16 protein-coding genes are annotated in these 20,786 nt (G+C 58.6%); 8 read left to right on the top strand and 8 right to left on the bottom strand.

What is annotated here, in order from left to right:
• Positions 1-66: 66 nt before the first annotated feature.
• Positions 67-846, bottom strand: a complete 780-nt coding sequence (locus tag ATN00_RS09910; protein ID WP_062064310.1) for an SDR family NAD(P)-dependent oxidoreductase — start codon at positions 844-846, stop codon at positions 67-69.
• A gap of 349 nt (positions 847-1,195) precedes the next feature.
• On the opposite strand from ATN00_RS09910, the gene ATN00_RS09905 reads away from it, so the two are divergent.
• The 3 genes from ATN00_RS09905 to ATN00_RS09895 all read left to right on the top strand — a co-directional run bounded on the left by ATN00_RS09905 (position 1,196) and on the right by ATN00_RS09895 (position 5,940).
• A complete protein-coding gene (locus tag ATN00_RS09905) occupies positions 1,196-2,299 on the top strand; it encodes a CapA family protein (protein WP_062064308.1) in 1,104 nt (367 codons plus the stop codon).
• 49 nt (positions 2,300-2,348) lie between these two features.
• Positions 2,349-3,374 carry a phosphotransferase family protein gene (locus ATN00_RS09900; protein ID WP_062064306.1) on the top strand — a complete coding sequence of 342 codons (1,026 nt, stop codon included), beginning with the start codon at positions 2,349-2,351 and terminating at the stop codon, positions 3,372-3,374.
• Between the two features lie 229 nt (positions 3,375-3,603).
• A complete protein-coding gene (locus tag ATN00_RS09895) occupies positions 3,604-5,940 on the top strand; it encodes a TonB-dependent receptor (protein WP_231746442.1) in 2,337 nt (778 codons plus the stop codon).
• A gap of 340 nt (positions 5,941-6,280) precedes the next feature.
• Here ATN00_RS09895 and ATN00_RS09890 read toward each other — a convergent pair whose 3' ends face one another.
• Positions 6,281-7,558, bottom strand: coding sequence for an MFS transporter (locus tag ATN00_RS09890; RefSeq protein ID WP_257720664.1), 1,278 nt, complete (start codon positions 7,556-7,558; stop codon positions 6,281-6,283).
• A 242-nt stretch (positions 7,559-7,800) separates the two neighbouring features.
• Between ATN00_RS09890 and ATN00_RS09885 the strand changes: the two genes are divergently transcribed.
• Entirely contained in the window at positions 7,801-9,198 is a 1,398-nt protein-coding gene (locus tag ATN00_RS09885; RefSeq protein WP_197413717.1) for a phosphotransferase, read from the top strand.
• Positions 9,199-9,225: 27 nt separating this feature from the next.
• Here ATN00_RS09885 and ATN00_RS09880 read toward each other — a convergent pair whose 3' ends face one another.
• Complete coding sequence (locus tag ATN00_RS09880) at positions 9,226-11,442, bottom strand: molybdopterin-dependent oxidoreductase (protein WP_062068640.1); 2,217 nt, start codon at positions 11,440-11,442, stop codon at positions 9,226-9,228.
• 92 nt (positions 11,443-11,534) lie between these two features.
• On the opposite strand from ATN00_RS09880, the gene ATN00_RS09875 reads away from it, so the two are divergent.
• Entirely contained in the window at positions 11,535-11,921 is a 387-nt protein-coding gene (locus ATN00_RS09875) for a nuclear transport factor 2 family protein (protein ID WP_062064300.1), read from the top strand.
• Positions 11,922-11,999: 78 nt separating this feature from the next.
• Here the strand turns inward: ATN00_RS09875 and ATN00_RS09870 are convergent, their stop codons facing one another.
• The 4 genes from ATN00_RS09870 to ATN00_RS23675 form a co-directional block, all read right to left on the bottom strand.
• Positions 12,000-14,399, bottom strand: a complete 2,400-nt coding sequence (locus ATN00_RS09870) for a TonB-dependent receptor (RefSeq protein WP_062064299.1) — start codon at positions 14,397-14,399, stop codon at positions 12,000-12,002.
• Between the two features lie 181 nt (positions 14,400-14,580).
• The gene (locus ATN00_RS09865; RefSeq protein WP_062064297.1) at positions 14,581-15,024 is read right to left on the bottom strand and encodes a limonene-1,2-epoxide hydrolase family protein; all 444 of its coding nucleotides are present in this window, start codon (positions 15,022-15,024) and stop codon (positions 14,581-14,583) included.
• A gap of 52 nt (positions 15,025-15,076) precedes the next feature.
• Entirely contained in the window at positions 15,077-15,511 is a 435-nt protein-coding gene (locus ATN00_RS09860) for a limonene-1,2-epoxide hydrolase family protein (protein WP_062064295.1), read from the bottom strand.
• Between the two features lie 117 nt (positions 15,512-15,628).
• Complete coding sequence (locus ATN00_RS23675; protein WP_062064293.1) at positions 15,629-16,207, bottom strand: helix-turn-helix transcriptional regulator; 579 nt, start codon at positions 16,205-16,207, stop codon at positions 15,629-15,631.
• A 39-nt stretch (positions 16,208-16,246) separates the two neighbouring features.
• Between ATN00_RS23675 and ATN00_RS23670 the strand changes: the two genes are divergently transcribed.
• Positions 16,247-16,444, top strand: a complete 198-nt coding sequence (locus ATN00_RS23670) for a hypothetical protein (RefSeq protein ID WP_062064290.1) — start codon at positions 16,247-16,249, stop codon at positions 16,442-16,444.
• A gap of 224 nt (positions 16,445-16,668) precedes the next feature.
• Here ATN00_RS23670 and ATN00_RS09845 read toward each other — a convergent pair whose 3' ends face one another.
• Positions 16,669-19,074: a TonB-dependent receptor gene (locus tag ATN00_RS09845; protein ID WP_156415255.1), complete on the bottom strand. Its 2,406-nt coding sequence runs from the start codon at positions 19,072-19,074 to the stop codon at positions 16,669-16,671.
• 102 nt (positions 19,075-19,176) lie between these two features.
• On the opposite strand from ATN00_RS09845, the gene ATN00_RS23400 reads away from it, so the two are divergent.
• Both ATN00_RS23400 and ATN00_RS09840 read left to right on the top strand, forming a co-directional pair.
• A complete protein-coding gene (locus ATN00_RS23400) occupies positions 19,177-19,353 on the top strand; it encodes a hypothetical protein (protein WP_156415254.1) in 177 nt (58 codons plus the stop codon).
• 200 nt (positions 19,354-19,553) lie between these two features.
• Positions 19,554-20,759, top strand: a complete 1,206-nt coding sequence (locus ATN00_RS09840) for a cytochrome P450 (RefSeq protein ID WP_062064288.1) — start codon at positions 19,554-19,556, stop codon at positions 20,757-20,759.
• Positions 20,760-20,786 lie beyond the last annotated feature (27 nt).

The following is a 20,786-nucleotide window of genomic DNA, read 5'->3' as shown; positions in this document are numbered from 1 at the left end:
CAGATCCACCCGATCCATCCATGCATAATCTATGTGCCAATCGGCAAGGATCGACAATGCACCTGGTTAATATTGCGCTGTCCAACCTCCATCGATGGGAAGATTATGGCCGGTAACCATGGAAGCCTCATCGGAGCACAGCCAAATAATCCCTGCCGCCTGTTCTTCCGTTGCGATCGCACGGCGGATTGGCTGATTGATCACCTGCTCGTCAATCAGCACCTTTGCATGTTCAGGGCCGCTCTTGTAGTAAGCCCGCGTCGGAGTGACCCCGGGCGCTATGCAATTCACCCTGATGCCGCGATCAGCATAGCTCACCGCCGCGAATTTGGTGAGCCGAATCACAGCCGCTTTGCTCGACCCGTAACCAGCCCCGCCAAAGCTGTTGTAAAGCATGCCCGCGAGCGACGTGACGTTCGCGATCGCCCCCCCACCATGATCGATCATATGCGCGATCTCATGCTTCAGGCAGAGGAAGGTCGTACGCAGGCACATCATGATCGTATACTCGAACGCTTCCAGACTCTGCTGATGGAATTCGGGTCCGGAAGCTCCAGGATGTCCATCTCCAACAACATTGGCCGCAAGGTGCAGCCCGCCATGATCCAACACAGTGCGGCGGACAAGCGCTTCCACTTCTTCCTCGCGGGTCGCGTCAGCGCGAATGAATGTGGCGGAGTGACCGGCTGCGCGTAACGCCTCGGCGCGCTCTTCCCCTAATTCCGTATTGATGTCGGACAGAACCACCCGGGCGCCATTTTCCGCAAACGCTTTTGCCGTCGCCGCTCCGATACCGTCCGCAGCCGCGGTGACAAGCGCGACCTTACCTTCAAACCTGCCAGCCATGTCATCTCCTTCATTCTCGCGGACAGGGTAGAGGGTTGCCGTCCGCGAACAATGCACGCCGCCGTTATGTTTCGGCGCGTTTCATCACCTTGATAGGGGTAATCACGGCCTTTGCGCCGGCGGACGAGGATAAAGGCGCCACAATCTATGCGGAGCCGTTATCCTTCGTGCATAAACATAAGGCGGCCGGCGCTTGTCCCGCGATGTTTCCTCATCCATCCAATACAGCAAGGGTAAAGGCGCAAGATCGCCCCTTAGAGAGAGGATGCCGATGTCCGGCTTTAGATCTTGCACTCAGATCGGAGGATATCATGAGAGCATCGTTCAAAGCTCACCGCGAGATCACGCAATGAGTGCGCGATCTCCGCTTGAACTGTTGGCGGTGGGCGATCTGCAATTGATGACGCGCGAGCCGCCGGCAGATTTGTTCGATCAGGTAACTCCCGCCCTTTCGGCAGCGGACGTGACGTTCGGCAACTGCGAATGGCCTTATGCGGAAGAAGCTGGCGATACCCATCCCGTCGAAGCGCATATCAATGACGATTTCGACAAGGGCGACCTGTTCGCACCCGGCGCGCCCGAAAGCATCCGGATGATGGGCCGCGCAGGATTTGACGTCATGTCGATCGCGAACAATCACACGATGCATGGGGGCTACCGCGCGTTCCTGCGGACGATCAGCCTGTTGCAGGAATCCGGGATCGCTCCGGTCGGCGGAGGCATCGACATCGCCGCTGCTCGCCAGCCCGCGATCATCGAACGCAACGGCCATCGCATCGGTTTCCTCGCCTGCACCTCAGGCTTTTTGCCAGGCGCCCATGCCGGTCGGCGAACACCTGGCATCGTGCCGTTGCGGCGCCACACCTATGCCGAAAATGCGTCATGGGACAATTGGGGCGTAGAGCCTGATGTCCGTACCCTTGTCAATCGCGACGATCTGGATGCCGTCATAGAAGGCGTCAAGACGCTGCGGTCGCAGGTCGATATCGTCGTGATGAGTTGTCACTGGGGCATATTGGAGCATCCCTCCGCCATCGCCGAATATCAGCGCGAAGCAGCCCGCGCCTTTATCGACGCCGGGGTCGATCTGATCGTCAGCCAGGGACCGCTCCCTATCAAGGGCTTCGAAGTCTATCGCGGCAAGGCGATCCTCTATTGCATGGGCAAGTTCGCCATGATCTCGCCCTGGTCGCGCGCCGAAACGCCTTCCGGCATTTCCGCACCGTTGCTCGACGAAACAAGCCGAGGTCTCGCAGCCTCGGTGACGATTGCAGAGGGAGCGATCACCGGCGTCAGGGTGCGGCCGGTCTTTCTAGGCACAAGCGGCAGGCCAAAGCTGCTGGAACCGGGAGATCCCCATTATGATGACATCCTCGCCCTGGTCGCGGAACGCACCCAAGCAGCCAATCTCAATGGGCGGATCGACGCCCTTGGAGTGATCGATCTTGGGTGAGGCAGCGGCAATGAACGGACAACCTCCTATCCAAACAGCTCTGGAACTAATGCAGCGTCTTTCCGGCTGGCTGTCGACCCGGCTGCCGGGAACGCCCGATATCGAGATCCGGGACGTCGTGGAACCGTCACAAGGCTTTTCGAGCCGGACGATCTTGTTCACGGCGGTCTGGCGCGAAGGTGCCGAGTTAATCGAACGGCCGCTCGTCGCGCGGTTGCAGCGCGATGTCGCCGTGCCAATGCTGGCCGATGTCTTTCACCAATATCGTGTTATGCGCGCGGTGGCCGATTCGTCGGATGTCCAGGTTCCCCGGATCGATTTCGCCGAAGCAGATTCTGCGATGCTTGGCACGCCCTTCTTCCTGATGGATCGCATTGACGGCCGCGTGCCGTCCGACTTTCCCAGTTATCATGCGGAAGGCTGGTTCGCCGATCTTAGCCCCGCCGAACGCGAACGCAGTTGGTGGAACGGCATCAGGGAAATGGAACGGCTGCACCGGATAGATTGGCGGCAGTTCCCGTTCCTTCCCGGCGCGGCGGATGGCCCGCCGACTGCTGGTTCCTATCTCGACACCTTCGTCGGCCATTGGTTCGAATGGGCCGCGCAGGGCCAGTCTTATCCCCTTGTCGAAGACAGCCTGCGCTTTCTTCTCGCCAATCAGCCGCCCGTGCATCGGGTTGGACTGGTGTGGAATGACGCCCGGCTGGGCAATACGATGTTCCGTCCCGATCTGGAGGTCGCCTCCCTGCTCGATTTCGAGGTCGCCTCACTCGGCCCACCCGAAATCGACCTCGCCCACTGGATGTATCTCGACGACATCTTCAGCCTCAACTTCGGCATCCCACGCATAGACGGTATTCCCGATGAAGCCGAAGCGATTGCCGGATTCGAGCGGATCTATGGATGGGAAATGCCCTATTTCAGTTATTATCAGGCCATTGCCGCGCTGAAAATCCTAGTGCTGTCGATCCGCGATTACAGCAATGACAAGAAAATGGCAGCGCCAGCCGCATTGCCCGACTTCCTCGTCGATCGCGTCCGATTGTACATAGAGCGGTACGCCAATTCTCTTTAATATATCAAGATGATTAAATCTTTATTCGATAAGGTTTTAAAAGAACCGTAATATTTCATCTAATTATTAGATTATGATGAAATTATAAAAATCAATATATAATATAATTCATGAAAGGGAAATCATGCAAAAATCAATGATGTTGCTTGGAACAGCTCTGGCAAGTTCAATAGCAGGATTTGCAACGCCGATATTTGCTCAGGAAACGACCGCATCGGATCAGGGCGGCTTGCAGGACATCGTGGTTACGGCACGTAAACGTGAAGAGAGCCTGCAATCCACTCCGATCGCGGTAACCGCCCTCGGCGAAGAGGCGATCACACGCGCGCAGATCGTCAATGTCGCTGATGTGCAGCGTACAGCGCCCAGCCTCGTGATTTCGACGGGATCGCCCGGTGCGGCAACCTTCGCCTATATCGCCATTCGCGGACAGGGCAATCTTCAGCCGATCCTGGCCAATGATCCTGCCGTGGCGACCTATATCGACGGCGTCTATATCTCGCGCCCGTCACAGGGCATGACCGATCTCAACGATCTTCAACGTCTCGAAGTGCTGCGTGGTCCGCAAGGCACCTTATTCGGTCGCAACACCACAGGCGGCGCTCTGAACATCCTGTCGAACGATCCCGTCGACCGGTTGGAGGCAACGTTACAGGTCGAGGGCGGCAACCACGGCTACAAGCGCGCCAATGCAATCGTCAACGTGCCGCTGGCATCGAACCTCTATGCCCGCGTGACCTACAACCTGACGGACAAGAACGGGTTCAGCAACAATGCGCCGACCGGCCGCAATATCTTGAACCAGCGCAGCGATTTCATTCGCGGCAAGCTGAAATATGAAGGCGAAGGGTTCGATATCGTCCTGAGCGCCGATTATAACAAGATAAAAGGCCATGAGCAGTTGATCCATATGGCCGCCTATAATCCTGCCGTATTCGGGGGGCCGCTCGCCGGTTTCCTCGGACAGGTCACGCCATTCGTCCACGACAAGTCCGATTGGTATACCACCTATGGCGCCGGCCCATCGGTGCCCGGCGCTCCGGAATATGCGTTGCAGCCGGATTCCGTGAAGCAGATGTACACGCAGGACCCCTTCGATACACTGAAGGCTGGAGGGGCTTCCGCCACTATCAATATCGATGCCGGCGCGGTGGCGATCAAATCCATCACGGCATTCCGTTATTCCAAAAATTACGGTCTGGTAGATACCGATGCCGTTCCGGCGCCGATTTTGGCGACCTTCTCAGGCTCACGTTCGAAGGCATGGTCTCAGGAGTTGCAGGGATCGGGCGACATCACTGACCGCCTGAGCTATATCGCCGGTGGCTACATATCGCGAGAATCCGGTTATGAGCTCAGTCGCTCCCAGGTGTTCGGCGGCCTGATCCGCGACTCCAATGCCGATGCGGAAAACATCACGAAAGGCCTCTACGCCCAAGCTTATTACAAGTTCAGCGACACGCTGCGAGCGACCGGCGGATTCCGCTATACATGGGATACGCGCAACACCGTTCTGCACAATATGCAGATCCTCGGAATCCCCGCAAATATGCCGGTCGCCGGCACACTTTCTGGCGTGAACTGCAATCTCGATTTCCCCGACTCTCCCCCGACAGCAACACAGTGCAACCAGACGCAGAAGGCAAAATTCCATTACCCAGCCTGGACGGCGGGCCTCGACTGGCAAGCATCCGACGATGTGTTCGTCTACGCGGTCACGCGTGGGGCCGCTAAAGCGGGTGGCTGGAACCTGCGCGCAGGCCCGGCCGCGCCGGCCTTTGCGCCCGAAAAGGTGAAGGACGTGGAAGGCGGCATCAAGGCCACCTTCCTCGACAATCGCCTGCGCACGAACCTTGCACTGTTCCACACATGGAAATCGGACGTTCAGGCCATCGTCAATGCCGTCGGGCCAGCTGGCGTGACGCAATATCTCCAGAATAACGGTAACGCACGCATTTGGGGCGCCGAGCTCGAAATCACAGCTGTGCCGTGGAAGGGCATGGAGATCACGGCGAGCGGCAATCTCTCTGACGGCAAATATGAAAAGGGTACCTTCACCGAAACCCAGGTGATCAACGGAGTGACGGGAGCAACTCCCGCAGGATGTGCACAAGGGGCAAATGCAACCCAAATCCTGTGCACCGTCGACTTGAGCAATCTGCCGCTGATCCAGTTGCCGAAGAGGCAGTTCAATATCAGCGCGACGCAGACGTTCATCCTTTCCACCGGCGAACTGTCGGTCAATGCCAGCTATGCTTATGTAAGCGGGCAGCAATTCTTCGCCTCGCGCGCTGCCGACGCCCAGTCGGATGCGGTGAAGGCACAATATGCTGCGGAAAACGAGTTGGGACGGATTCCGGGCTATGGTCTGATCAATGGCCGGATTTCCTATAAGGTTGAAAATCCGAACGTCGAAATTTCGATTTTCGCCCGCAATCTGGCGAACAAGAAATATCTGACCCGCCGCTTTTCCGATCTCTACCGTTCACTGGGTATCGCAACCGAGTTCTCCGGTGAATCGCGCACCTACGGATTGGGCATGACGTGGCGGTTCGGGCAGAACTGACAACCTCACGATCTTTTGATTGCCGAGGGATTTTTAATGTGGGTTACAATGCCGGGGTAAAGTATCGGAAAAACCTCTCCCTTAAATCCTAAGGCATCAGATCGCTCTATCGCATCGGGGCGGCCAGTTCGGTCGGCATTTAGCCGTCTCGATCTGGCCGCCCCAGATTATGTGGCAAGACTGACAGGAGAGGATGCTACCGGACGATATCGCCTCATCGATAGGCTCTTTTGTGTCAAAGCCGCCGCCGATACGATAGGAACCCTACTTCGCCACTATCGTCCTCATTGCAGAGTGGAGCCTCATCCGCATCGGTTTACCGGCTCGGCCCTCGTTGGCGCTAATCGCGAACGGCAAGCGCCGCGCGAATGACGGCATGACGTGCGCCGGTCAGTGGATAATATAGCAGATTCAGCGCCGCGACGAGAGATAGCGACAGCGGCACGAAACAGTAAAGCAGTTGCAAGCGCTCAAGGGCTTCAACGGTGTTTTTCGCATCCAGCGCGGGATTGAAATCAATCCATTCGAGGATCGAGAACAGCAAGCCGACCGACAGCGCCTGCCCGATCTTCCAGATACCGATCAACAAGGCGAACAGCAGACCGGTGCTGTCATGCCCAGTATCCAACCGATTCGCGTCTGCACAGTCCGCGATCATGGCACGCGGCAGCATCGCTATCGCACCATAGAAAAGCCCCACCAGCGAAAAGATGGCAATCGCTATCAAAAGATTGCCGCCTGGCATCAGGTAGAGCGGGATTTGGACGAAACCCGAACCAACCGCTGCGAGTGCGAGGGCGCGATGCTTGCCGAGACGACCGGCGAGCCATGTCCACATGGGCGTCACCAGCAAGGCCACAACAAATTGCCCGATCAGGATAAGTCCAACATCGGCAGGCGCTATTCCCTTGCCAAGCGCGAAGAAGAAGATCGCCAGCGTCGTCGTTGTGCCCGCCGCCAGCCCAAGCAGCAATTCCCCCAGGAGCACGATCCTGACGTCTGCGCGCCGCGCGAGGCGAAGATAGACCCCGATGCCGCCGCCATGGGAAGCCCCGACTTCGCCCCGTTCACGAACCATAAGAAGGGTAAAGCCTGTCATGAGCGGGGTCACGACGAACACGAACCATGCCATCATGTTCATCGCGCCGGCTTGCCCCGGCCGCCCCGCAAGTGCCAGAAGCTTGGGGATCAACATGGTCGCGACCATGCCCAGCATGAAGGCGAACTGCCACCATGCATAGATGCGCGATCGTTCCTGATAGTCGGGTGATGCATTGGCGGCCAGCGCCAGTTGCGCGAGGCCTAGGATGGACCAGCCACCATAGGCAACGATAAGCCAGCCCATGAGATAGATCGGCCCTACGCCAGGCGATGCGGTGAAAAGCATCAACATACCGATCATGATCATCGGTGCTCCCGCGGCGAGCCAGGGCCGATAGCGGCCCATACGAGTGCGGGTCCTGTCCATCCACCCGCCAATCAGCGGGTCAAACGTGATATCGATGATCCTGACGATCATGAATACCGCCCCTACAACTCCAAGGTCGAGATGGAGGCTGCCCGAATAGTAGCTGGGCAGGTAGACGACGAGCGGCAAGCTGAGCGCCGAAAGCGCAATGCTCGGCGCTGAAAGCGCCGCTAATGTGCGGGCGGGCAGCGACGAATTCTGCGGCTGGGACTGGATGAGTGAAATCGCTGGAGCCCTTTCGGCGCTGAACCTGTGAATCCACAGTGCACATCGGCCAATGTGAATCGGAAGCTTTGCACGTTTCTCTAGGATACGGATTCCATCGCCGACATACGGAAAGAGGCGACAGCGAGCGAAGCCATGCTAACCTTAAAGGCGAGAGGATGTTCGAAATGACCGACAGCAGCGTGGCCGAAGATGGAAGAACCACAGGGTTCGATCCAACTGCACTGGAGCCGTTCGACCGGCGTGTGTTTGATTGGCTCACCAACAATCTGGGCATCGTGACTCAATTTGAACGTCATCCGCGCTGGCGGCCCGGCTGGGACGTCGAAGTCGTCGCAAATGGCAAGGCACTACCGCTTTATATTCGCGGGCCGCGTGGTGACAGTTATGTGTCGCCTGTGGACATGATGCAGGAAGGCGCGATCCATCGCGCGCTGGAAGCGCAAGGCATCCCCGCGCCGCGCCTGCTGGGCGTGATCGACGATCCGCTATCGCTGGTGCTGGAACGCCTCCCCGGAACGATCAACACCGCAACCATTGTCGATAAGGAGATACGCCGCAAGGTCCGCGAGGACTATGTCGCTCTCATTGCGCGCCTGCACCAGTTACCGCTCGAAGCCTTTGCCGAAGTCGGGCTTCCAGCCCCGACATCGGTCGAGGATATTGCACTGGGGCTTTACGAACCCGCGATCCGCATCTTCCACGACACGATCGGACGCCCGTTCCCCCTGATGGGCTTCATCGCCGGCTGGCTTCGCCGCAACGTGCCGCGGGATCGGACACGAGCCGCCTTCATCAACCCGGATGCCGGCCAGTTCCTGTTCGATGGCGATCACGTGACCGGCCTCATCGATTTCGAAGTCTCCAGCTTCGGTGACCCGGCAGCCGAACTGGCTGGCCTGCGAATCCGCGACACGGCCGAGCCGCTGGGCGACATCTCCGCCCTGATCGACCATTATGAGACGCTGACCGGCGACAGGATTAGCAAGCAGTTGATCGAATATCATACCGCTGGCTTCTGCGGCGTAAACGGCTTCCTTCTGTGGCCACTCGCATTCCAGTCCTCACCCGAACAGGATTATGTCGCCTATTTGCAGTTCGCAGTGTCCGCCACGCGTTTTTCCATCAGCGCGATGGCCGAGCATGACAGCGTGACGCTGATCGACCCGGACCCGCCGGTGGCACAGGCGATCGGCTATGTCGAAGCCGGCCGCAAGCTGATCGAACAGATCGACGCCTTTCCCGGCGATGGCGCGGGGATGACGTATCAGCGCAATTCCGCGGCGGCGCTTGCCCGCTACATGCAACGCTGGGCGGCCTATGGCGCTGCGGTTGTAGCGGCGGACATGGACGATGTCGAACAGCTACTGGGTCACCGCCCGGATAATGGCGATGCCGCGATGGCGGCGCTCGATACGTTCGTCGCTAATGCCGGACCAGCGGACGATGCGCGGCTGATCCAGCATTTCCATCGCTGGCTGAAGCGCCAAAACTTCCTGCTGCGGGGATGTGGCAAGGGATATGACTATATCGACATGGATCTTCAGCCAATCCCGCCCCGCTGACAAACGGAGCATCGGTCAGGTCATATTTCATGCCTGCGCCTCTATTCGTCGGACCGTGACCGGAATGCCGTTCAGTACGGCATTGCCTGACGCGGCATCGAGCATTCTGGCCGGGCTGAGTTCATTGATATTCGTGCCCGCGTGCAGTCTCGCAATACCGAGGCGCGCGTCCCCGCGATCATGACCCCAGCCATGCGGCAGACTGACGACGCCGGGCATGATATCGTCCGTAATTTCGACCGGCGCGGTGACCGTGCCGCCCTCGCTCGCCACTTCGCAAATGTCACCGCTGGCGATCTCCAGCCGCAGCGCATCCTGGCTGTGGATCTGGAGCGTGCATCGCTCCTTACCCTTCACCAGCGTATTAAGATTGTGCATCCAGCTGTTGAGCGAGCGCAACTGGCGCCGACTGACCAGAACCAGGTCGGCATCCGTATCGTCCATCGCCGCTTCCAGCCGGGAAAGATCGGCCAGGAAATGCGGATGGGCCAGTTCGATAAGGCCGCTAGGGGTTTTGATAGCCTTGCCGCCCCACGGCACGGCGGGTCCGAGCAATATGCCATCCGGTGCGGCCTTGAAGTCGTCGAGCTTCAGCCCCTGCGGATTCGCCCCAAACCGATCCCCGAACGGTCCTGAACGGATGCACAGGTCGAGGACGCGTTCGGGACCATTTACGGGCAGCGCATCGAAAGCGACTTGCCGGTCGATCCCCGCACGATCGCACATTCCAGCGAAAAATTCGTCGTCCAGTGCGCCGAGATCAGGACCATCCACTCCGCCCATGATCGCGCCGACCCGGGCCATCACCTGCCATTCTGGCGGGCGATCCACCGGATCGAACAAGGCTGGCGAATAATGGCCGCCGCTCGTCAACGCCCAGGGCCAGCCCCAAACATCCCAATGCGGCTGTTCCAGCAGCGATGGGCTAGGAAAGATGACATGGGCATGTCGTGTGGTTTCGTTGATATAGATGTCGATGCTGATCATGCATTCGAGCTGTCCGAGCGCCACATCAAGCCGGGCTGTGCCAGGAACGGACAACACCGGATTGGCGCCTAGCGTCATCAATGCATGAATCTGTCCCGCACCCGGCGTATCAATTTCCTCGGCCAGACAGGACGCCGGATATTGCCCCAGAATCGCCGGCACACCACGCACACGCGATGGTTTGCCGGTAACGGATGCGTTGCTGGGATAGGGCGGCGCGAGATCCAGATGGGGAGCGACCTGCGTGCTCCACATCGATCCGCCGGGACGATCCAGATTGCCCGTCAGGATTGCGATCACGTCCACAAGCCAGGATGCCAATGTCCCGAAAGTCTGAGTACAGGTACCGATCCGACCATAAATGGCGGCGGCGCGTGCATTCGCGATCTCCAGCGCTAGGTCGCGAATAATCTTTGCCTCGACACCACAGAACCGCTCTACACGTTCGGGCGAGAAGTCGGCAGCGACGTCGCGCAACGTCTCGACCCCCGCCACCAACGACGCGAGATGGCCGAGACGAACCCTGTCCTCGGCGAACAGCACATGAACGATAGCCAGCAAGAACGCTGCATCGCTGCCGGGACGCAGCGGCACCCATTGATCGGCCGCCGCCGCCGTCCGTGTACGCACGGGGTCCACCACCACCAGCTTTCCGCCCCGCGCGCGCAGATCACGGAGCGCGCCCATGACATCGCGATGCGAGAAGATGCTGCCTTTCGATTCCGCAGGGTTCGCCCCAAGCATGACGAAGAGGTCGGTCCGGTCAACGTCTGGGATCGGGATCTTCCACATATTGCCGTAGAGCAGATGGGAGCTGACATTCTTGGGCAGTTGGTCGACACTCGACGAAGAGAAGCTCTGCGCGAAGCGAGCGAGGCCATAAAGCAGCATCATGTAGCGGCCGCTCGCAAAGCCCTTCCCCGACATATTGCCGCCGAAGCTGGCAAAGGCGGATTGGCCATATTTCTCGCGAACGCCGCGCGCCAGACGTTCCGCATGCGCGAAGGCTTCTTCCCAGGAAGCAGCGCGCCATTCTGTCCCTTCACGGATCATTGGCGTGTGCAGACGGTCGGGATCATGGTGCAGATCGCCGAGTGTGGTGCCCTTGGGGCAGATATGGCCCCGGCTCCAGACATTCGCCTTGTTCGGACGGATCATCGTCACCTTGTCGCCCTCGACACTCACGTCGATTCCGCACATCCCTTCGCATAAAGGGCAGGTGCGCTGATGTAGACCGACCTTCTCTGCCGCAGTCATACCATGTTCCCTCTCCTCAAGCATCGGTCCCTACGATAGCGCAATGGCCTCTCCTTGTTGACAGACCAATGAGCCATAGGTTCAACAGTCGCATGAATATCGGTATCCCCCCCACGCAGACCGGACCCAGCTTTCTGGAAGCTATTGCGGCAGGCGATCTTGCCACTCTGGACGCCATGCTCGCACCGACGGCGACCTGGTGGGTTCAAGGTTGGGGCGAACTGGACCGCAACGCCCTGCTGCAGGGGCTGGCCAACACGATCCGGCGATCGAACGAACGGATGCTCACCATATCGCGCATGACGGCCGAGGGCGACCGGATCGCGATAGAAGCGGAAGGTCGTTTCAGCTTTGCCGAGGGCCTTTATTGCAACAGCTATGTCTATATATTCGTCATCGACCGGCTGGGCCGGATCGTGGAGGGCCGGGAATATCTCGATACCGCCGTGGCCGCCCAATTTTATCCGGGGAGCGATTGAACAAGATTGGCCGACAAGGAAGCGGGGCAAAGATGTCCCGCTTCCTCGACAATGGAAGGCGCCCAATCCCGGCATCATTTAGAAATCATAGCGCACCCGGACACCGTAAGTGCGCGGCGGCGCGTAGCTGCCCGAATTGATGCCAAAGCTCGTCGCGCTGATGATGATGTTCTGGATATATTGATGGTTCGTCAGATTATCCACATAAGCGGTGACAGTGATCGGCAGGCCCTTCAGATTACTGACCTGTGCATTGAGACTGATCAGATTATAGCCCGGCAGGCGCACCGGCCCCTGTAGATAATGATCGATATGGTAATAATCGCCGTGCAGCGACATCTGACCAAAATCACCCAGATCGAAGCTGTAATCGGCGGCGAACTGATAGCTCCATTTCGGCGCCCCGGTGAAGCCGCCCGGTGAATGGAAGAAGGGTGCCAGAATGGCCGGCGCTTCCAGACGGTCGAACTTCTGAAGGAGGTGTGCGCCGGCGAAGCTGAACGTCAGGCCACGCATCGGCGAAATATCACCGTCGAACTCGAAACCCTTGGAGGTCGCCGTGCCCGCATTGATCTGCAGAGCGGAGCCCGATGGCGCATTGGTGGAATCCACACCTGGCAGGCCGGAGCCAGCCGTTATCCCAGTTGCCTGCAATTGCAACTTGTCGAAATGGCTGATGAACCCAGCAATATTGAAATGCCCGCTCCATGAACCGGCACGGAACTTCGTATGGGCACCCATTTCATAGTCGGTCACGGTTTGCGGATCGAAGGTCTGGAAATCGCTCAGGACTGGCGCAAGGACGGGCGCATTCAGGCCGCCGGCGCGATAGCCGCGCCGGGTCGTGAAGTAGAAGAAAATGTCGTCGCTCGCCTTGTAGTCGATGCCCAGCGTCCATGTCGGTGCCTTCGATTTGGCTGCCCCATCGAAGCTCGCGCGGCCATATGGGCTTCCGGTATCGGCACGACATGCAGCCAGACCCGAATATGGCGGAACGATCGTGTTGCCTGTCGCCAGTGACACGGATGCACGGCTGTTGCTGCAAATCGACTGCTTGTCCCAAGTGTAGCGAAAGCCGCCATTGAGTGTGACACCCACTAGCCCAACATCATCAAGCGCATAGGACAGGTTTGCGAATACGGCATGGCTTTCATCGCCATAAAGCGTGTCTGACAGCGATCCGACCGGCCATACGCCACCCAGAGCGCCATTGACGATCGCCTCGGTAGTCGGGCTGGGCGGTGTCGGCCGGAAAAGATCGAGCACCAGATAGTTTACGCCAGCGGGCTGGGCCTTGAGATAGAAGGCACCGGCGAGCCAGGTCAGCCGGTCGTTGAATAGCGATCCAGCGATCTGCAACTCATTCGAATATTGTTCCGACACGCTCTTGTTGCGGGTCGTGATGAGCGTTCCGGGCTGTCCCGGAATCAAGCCAAGGGCGGCCAGACCGGACCCCAGATCAGGGAGGGGCGCGGCCGGCAACCCGATCGCATTCTGCAGATTGTCGACCTTGGTATAGCGATAGCCGAAGATATTCTTGATCGTGATGTCCCCGACGTCGATCGATGTCGTGTTCGAAATGCCCCAGAAAGTTTCATTGTCGAAGGGATCGACCGTGCTGGCTGCAGTTCGCCGTCCCAGCGCGCGCAGGGAATCGACCAGCGGCTGAAGATCGGGGCGCAGAACAACCACAGGGAAATATGCCTGCGCTCGACTCTCGATCCGCGTATGGTCGATCACCAGGCTGTTACTGATCCCATCCGTTGGCTCGAACAGGATTGACGCCCGCAGCGCATCCATGTGCAGGTTGTCCTGACGCTTGCCGGTACTGATATTGGGCGTGAAGCCCTTGTTGCGTTCAATGTCCGCCGCAAGACGGATGGCCAGCTTGTCGGCGATGATGGGGATGTTCACCGCGCCCTGAAAGGAATGCTTGTTGTAATTGCCGACATCGACCTGCACATAGCCTTCGAATGCGTGGGATGGCGCACGAGTGTAAACCAGAACGGCGCCGCCAGTCGTATTGCGGCCAAACAGCGTTCCTTGCGGTCCTTTGAGGACCTGAACATTGTCCAGATCGAATGTCGGCGTGAAGCTGCCAATAGGCGGCAGTGGCACTTCGTTAAGATAAGTGATAACCGACGGCAGGCCCGGACCGGTAACTGCCTTGCCTTGCCCGCGGATCGTGTAGGTCGTGTTCGACATGGAACCCGCACCATTCAGGATGACGCCGGGAACAAGCCGCTGTAGATCGCCAGTGGTTTGAAGTCCAAGCTTCTGTATATCCTCCCCACCCACGGCGGTAATGGAAATTGGCACGGTCTGCGCGGATTCCGCCTTGCGCCGGGCAGTGACCACGATGTCGCGAGTCATGTCGTCCTGCATGGACGGCGCTGGGCCAGTATCCTGTGCAGCAGCCGTGGACGTCACCATCAACGCCAAGGTCGAGATGGCGCCCCCCATTTTCCACATGGTCATATCGATTCCCCTCGCTCCGTTTATGGGCAGCTCTCTACGGGCGGCCTCATTTTGATCACGTTCAAACTGATTTGTCTGCGCGTAGCCGACAGTCCAAAGGACGGAATTCCCAGCCGGAAGTGGATCGGCTGACCCGCACTGCGGGTAGCAGCCATATGCTGCTATGATGGAATTCCGGCTTTCAGGCAGATGCGGAATTCAGGTCCAGATCCAGCGATTCGATCATCTGATCCACAGTCAGGCCATGCGATTTCGAGATGTGGACCAGATCCAGATATTCGCGCCAGGCAACGATCTGGCCGTCATCATTCAGGTCGAACACGGCCACCAGCGGGACCGGGGACCATTTGCCGTTCCGCAGCGACCAATCCACGCGCTCCGTAAACACCGTATTGCCATGCGAACCCCAGGATTTCATGTCATGGCGTTGGTCAAGCACCTTCTGCTTCATCAGTTCATGTTCGGCCAATATTCTGTCGCGGCCGACAACGGGGGGGATCGTCGGCACGACGATCTGGTAATAGGCGTCCTCGGCCAGCGGCTCCAGTGCGGCTGCCAGATCGGCGGGCCAGCTCTTGCCGTAGGCGCCGATGAAATTCAGCACGATCTCTTCCTGTTTGGTCAACGCTCATTCTCCATTGTCTGATCTGCAGAGGACACAGACCCAACGCCCGCTTTCAGGCCGCTCCCGACCGCAGCGATTGTTCAAGGTCGTTCACATCCATGCCGATCTGGCGTGCAACATTTCCGCCATCGAGATACTCCCGCCAGGCGACTATCTTGCCCTCCGGCCCGATCTCGAACACCGCGACCAGCGGAATCGACACCCATTTTCCATTTGTGTGAGACCAGTCGGTCCGTTCGGTGAAGACCAAAGTGTCGCTGGATGCGACGCCCCTCATGTCATGGCGCTGATCGCCATATTCGGCTTTGATCCGTTCCCACTTAGCTTTGATCGCGGCCTTGCCGCATATCCGATCGGTCGTCGGAACTATGCTCTGATAATAGCAGTCCTCCGACACCAGCTGAAGCGGCGCGTCCAGATCCTCGGGCCAACTGTCCCGAAAATAGCCGATGAACTTCAACGCTATCGATTCTTCGCGCTCGCCCAAGGCACCTCTCCATGTCCAATTCTTATTGGAACAGAGCTAACAGGAGCGCGAGTTGGCGTCTTACGCCAGGAACGTCGCCAAGAGACAAAATGTTTAGCTCAAATGCAGGGCTAGCTGTTATTGCAGGGATACCGATGCGCGAAAATTCTGGGGAGTGAAGCCCGTGCTGCGCTGGAATGCCGCAGCAAAGGCCGCGGAACTCTTGAAGCCGCAATCGAACGCAACCTGCTTGATCAGCAACCGATGGTCGCGGAGCAACAGCTTTGCGCGCTCCAGCCGGCTTTCAGCCAGGAAGTTTCGCAATGTCTGTCCGGTCGTCGCTCGAAACCGAGCGGCCAATTGCCTTCCGTTCATGCCGATGACCTGAGCCAAATCGGCGATACAGGGAGGATCACCAACTGTATCGAAAGCCATCGCTCGCAATGTAGCCATCTGCGCGCACCCGAGCTTTCCTGCCGATGCCTGGGCCGCGACCTGCTCACCATTGAACTGGCGCCGCAATTCGAATGCCACGCCGAGCAGCATCGTTTCGATCTGAAGCTCGCTTGCAAAACCGGGATTAAGCGTCTCTGCCGCGACCCGCCTCAGCGTCGCGCCAATATAATCGTTGCGGATCGCAAGAGCCGAAGCCCAGTCGAATGTGGGCCAATCCCAGCCGACCGCCGATCTCGCCGCAATCGCGTCAATGTCGAACATGCAGGAAATGCTACGCTGCGCCCCTCGGCGCCAACGACATTGCAATGGCTCATCCTTGGCGATGAAGGCGATGTCGCCAAGGTCGACATGGTGGCCGGCTCGGCCGAACCCATCACGCCCCCCGGTGACAAGTCGCGAAGTATTGCAGAACATCTCGATGAAGGACCATGGCGAACGGAACAGCCCCTCGCCCGGCTCCGGCCAATTGGTATTGTGTATCTGAACATCGAAGCTTGATGAACGGCACTGCCCTTCCACACGATCGATAACTGGTGACAAAGATTGCAACAAGTCACTTCGCAAGGAATTCATCTCCAGATCATCCCGCTCCCAGCCATCGCCGCTTCGGGCGATCTATATTTTAGATAGTGTGACAGCGGCCGTCGCAAACCCCCTATCTTTTGGCAGGGCGGCCGCACCGATGGACATATCGGTAAACGGCACACCATCTATACATTCGCTTAGTCCCCGAAATGATAGCGCAGTTCGATACCATATGTGCGAGGCGCGCCATAGAAACCGCTGAGGATACCCAGCTGAGCCGAACCGACATTGCTGGACGCCAGATATTTCGTGTCGAACACGTTACGCATGAACAGCGCAGCGTCGAAGCCGGAACCGCCCACACGCCTCAGGTCGAAACGCGCATTGACCAGATCATAGGCCGGCAACACGTTGTCGGACGAGCGCACCTTGCTGGAATGATAATAGTCGACCGCCAGCGTGCCTTCACCAAAGCTTTCGGGCAGCGGCAATGTCCAGCGAGCGCCAGCCGTCAGCGTCGTCTTCGCGACCAGATTGAACGGCACTTCGGCGATCTGCAGATAGGGCAGCAGTTGCGTGGGCACGGTGAGCGAGCGCGACTTAAGGTCAAGGAAGGTCGCGCCTGCATCGAAGGACAATGTGCGGGTCGGCGCGATGCGGCCTGTCAGGTCAATGCCCGCAACTCGCGTCTTGCCAGCATTCACCAACAGCGTGCCGCCGGCAGGATCGTTAGCAGCGTCGCAATCACCGTCGGGTGAGCGTGGCGCATCTGTGCCTCCAGGCGCTGTCAGGCTGCACGTCGCCTGAGTGTTCAGCCCCGAAATCGGCACCTGGACGCCACTGTACCAGCCAACGAACGGTGAAGCGTTCAGGCGGATGTCGACATCACCGGCGCGGAAGTCGGAGCGGATGCCAATCTCCACGTCGGTAACTTTTTCTGGCGCGAAGGATTGGAAGGGCGCGAGCCGTCCTGCAAGCGTAGGCCCGTTGATACCGCCTGAGCGATAGCCACGGCGAGTGACGGCATAGAGAAACAGATCATCGGTCGCTTGCCAATCAAAGCCGACCGTCCACGTCGGTGCCTTGGACGATGTCTTGTTGACGCTGGCATTGCGTATCGCAGGCGTGCTGGTCCGGCAATCACGAGGCGTCACGGTAGGATCCGGCGTCGTACCGCCGCCAACACAGGCGGTGATATTATCCCAGGTATAGCGAAAACCTGCGCTGAACTTCAGGCCTTCCACCAGGGCGCTAAGATCATAGCCGATATTGGCAAACACCGCCTTGCTGCGTTCAGCGTAAAAGCTGTAGTTGAACGGCGCATTGGTGATGCCCGGCAGGATGAAGGTAGGAATATAGGTGCCGCTCGGTCCGACGGGATTGCTCGCCAGATAGAAGCCGCCGATCAACCAGTCGAGCTTGTCATCGAACAGCTTGCCCCGCAACTGCAGTTCTTCGGTATATTGCTTGACGTCCGATTTCTGACGGCCGCCGACTACAGTGACCGGCAGACCTCCAGGGATGGCGCCAGTGCCGTCGGAAATAAGCGTCGGCAGGCCGTCGACGCTGGAAAAATAGTCGACGTCCGTGTGACGGAAGCCAAAGATATTGACGACCTCGACATTCGGACCCAGTTCGATTTCAGTGCGATTGGTGACGCCAAAACGCTTCACCCGCTCGAAGGCATCCACGTCGGAATCGATCACGCGAATACCGCGCGCGCGCTGAAGCGCGAGTTGCGCCTGTGCGGCAGCCAACGTGCCAGTAGCGGTTAGCGCATTGGGGCCCGGAAGAACGTCGATCAGAACGGAACCGCCACCGACCGCGCGATTGCGGTAATAATCGACGATCGTCGTATTGGTCAGCCCATCGAACGGTTCGAACAGCAATGATCCGCGCAGCGCCCGTGAATTGAGGTCATCGGCGTCGCCGCCGACGCCGATATTCTTCGTCCAACCGTCGCGCTTCTGATATTGGCCAGCCACACGCAAGGCCAGCTTGTCCGCGATGATCGGTAGATTGAGCGCACCCTCCAGAAGCCGAGTATCGTAATTGCCGTAGGTTCCCTGGATATAGCCTTCCCAATCATAGGACGGCGCAGTCGGGTAATAGAGGATCGCGCCACCGGTCGTGTTGCGACCAAACAATGTGCCCTGCGGCCCTTTCAGCACCTGCACCGATCCCAGGTCATAGGTTGGAATGCTGGAACCAACCGTAGGCGATGGAACCTCGGCGAAATAGCTGATGACGGCGGCCGCGCTGTTGCCCGCCAACGCTTTTGACTGCCCACGGATCGAGAAGTTCGTATTTTCGCGGCCACCGGACCCCGCCAGAAACACGCCCGGCGTTTTCACCAACAAGTCCTGCGTGTCACGGATTGACGCCTGGCGAAGCGTATCAGCACTGAACGCCGTCACCGAGACCGGCGTCGATTGCAGGCTTTCCGACACGCGGCGAGCCGTCACGACAATGTCGTCGGTCGCGCCCGCACTATGCGATACGTCATTGGCAGAGGAAGTTTGCGACATGGCCGCCGAGGACAACGCAGCGATCATGCCAATCGATGAAACGGCAACCAGGCGTGAGATTTTCAGTCCGTTCATTTGTCGTCCTCCCAAGTCGTGGCGCAACGCCATCTTTTCGCGAAGGGCTTGAAGACAAGACGATCGTCTTACCGACCTGTCAAAAGAAAGGAATGCACCAGATTGGCCGATTGGCGGTATAATTTGGCCGATAATCGTCAAACAGGGAGCAACAATCCGATCGAAGAAATATTGAAGGCACCTTTGCATTTTGCAATGATCCTTAATGCTGCCAAAACCTATCGCGGCCAGGCCCGCAAGGTGACGCGCAGCGCTTCCCACCTTGCCGTTGAGGTATGATGGTTGCATTGAATGCGGCACGCCGCGCATGTTTCAACGAGCGCGCGACCGATGGAGCGATGAGGAAAGAGCATGAAGTTTGTATGGATTGGGCAAAAGCTGGCGGTTTTGCCAACAGCGGAGACTGCCGTCACGGATCACGCGCCTGCATTGATCGACAACATCCTGTCCGCTGGGTATTCCCGACTGGCGGCTGACGCATGAGCCAGCTTCCTGACAATGTCCCCGCCGATCTTGCGATGACGTTTCCGCTCACACCGCGGACGGCGACGACGATCAATCCCTATACGGACATCATTCCCCGGCTTCAAGAAGGGCCGCCGATTTTCTGGGGAACGGATGTGTTTCCGGGCCGACAGGGCGGATGGGTCGTTCGCCGCGCCGAAGACCTGCGAAAAATCTACGCCGACACCGAGAATTTCCACAAGCGGGGCAATACGGGCTTTGCGGCCGGCATCGGCGAGAGTTGGGATATCATCCCCACCGAGCTTGACCCGCCGCGCCACACGGGGTTCCGCAATGCGCTCAATCCTGTCTTTTCACCCAAGCGCATGGGGGAGTTGGACGGCAAGGTGCGGCTGCGCGCGCGCGAATATATTGACCGCTTCAAGGACAAGGGCAGCTGCGATTTCGTCAAGGATTTCGCGGTTCCGTTCCCCGTATCGATCTTCCTCGACTTGCTGGGATTGCCGCAGGAGGAGATGCAGCAGTTTCTCGACTGGGAATTTTCCCTCCTGCACACCGACGACATGGAAGATCGCGTTCAGGGCACGCGCGCGGTAAAAGCCTATCTGCTCAATGCGATCGATGAGCGGCGCCGGACCCCGGGCGATGACCTGATCAGCATCGCGCTTCAACTGGAAGTTGACGGCCGCAAATGGTCGCCGGAGGAAGTGTTCGGCCACTGTTTCAATCTATATCTGGGTGGACTGGATACAGTATCGGCCAATATCGGCCTGCATTTCTTCCATCTCGCAACCAATCCGGCACATCAGAACCAACTACGCGAGAACCCAGCGGGCGCGACTCTCGCGATCGAAGAATTGCTGCGGGCCTACGCTGCAGTCACCACCTTCCGCATCTGCACGCACGATATCGACCTGTATGGCGTGAATATCCGCGCCGGCGACAGGGTGGCGATGTCGACGCCGCTGGGATCAAACGACCCTGAAGCGTTCGAGGCGCCGACAGAAGTCCGCTTCGATCGTCGTCCATCCCATCTGACCTTTGGTTACGGCCCGCACCGTTGCTTGGGCGCCCATCTTGCACGTCGGGAACTGCAAATCGCGATGCAGGAAATGCTCGCCGCACTGCCCGAATTCTCCGTGGAGTCGGGCTTCGAGGTACCCTTTTACCTCAGCAACATCATCCATGTGGACAGCCTTCCCCTCATTTGGAACCGATAAGGGGACCGAACGCCATTTGCATGGTAT

The sequence above is a fragment of the Sphingobium baderi genome (genome assembly GCF_001456115.1).
GTDB classification, from domain to species: domain Bacteria; phylum Pseudomonadota; class Alphaproteobacteria; order Sphingomonadales; family Sphingomonadaceae; genus Sphingobium; species Sphingobium baderi_A.
Note: the sequence above shows the minus strand (reverse complement) of the source record. Positions and strands in the feature narration are given on the sequence as shown.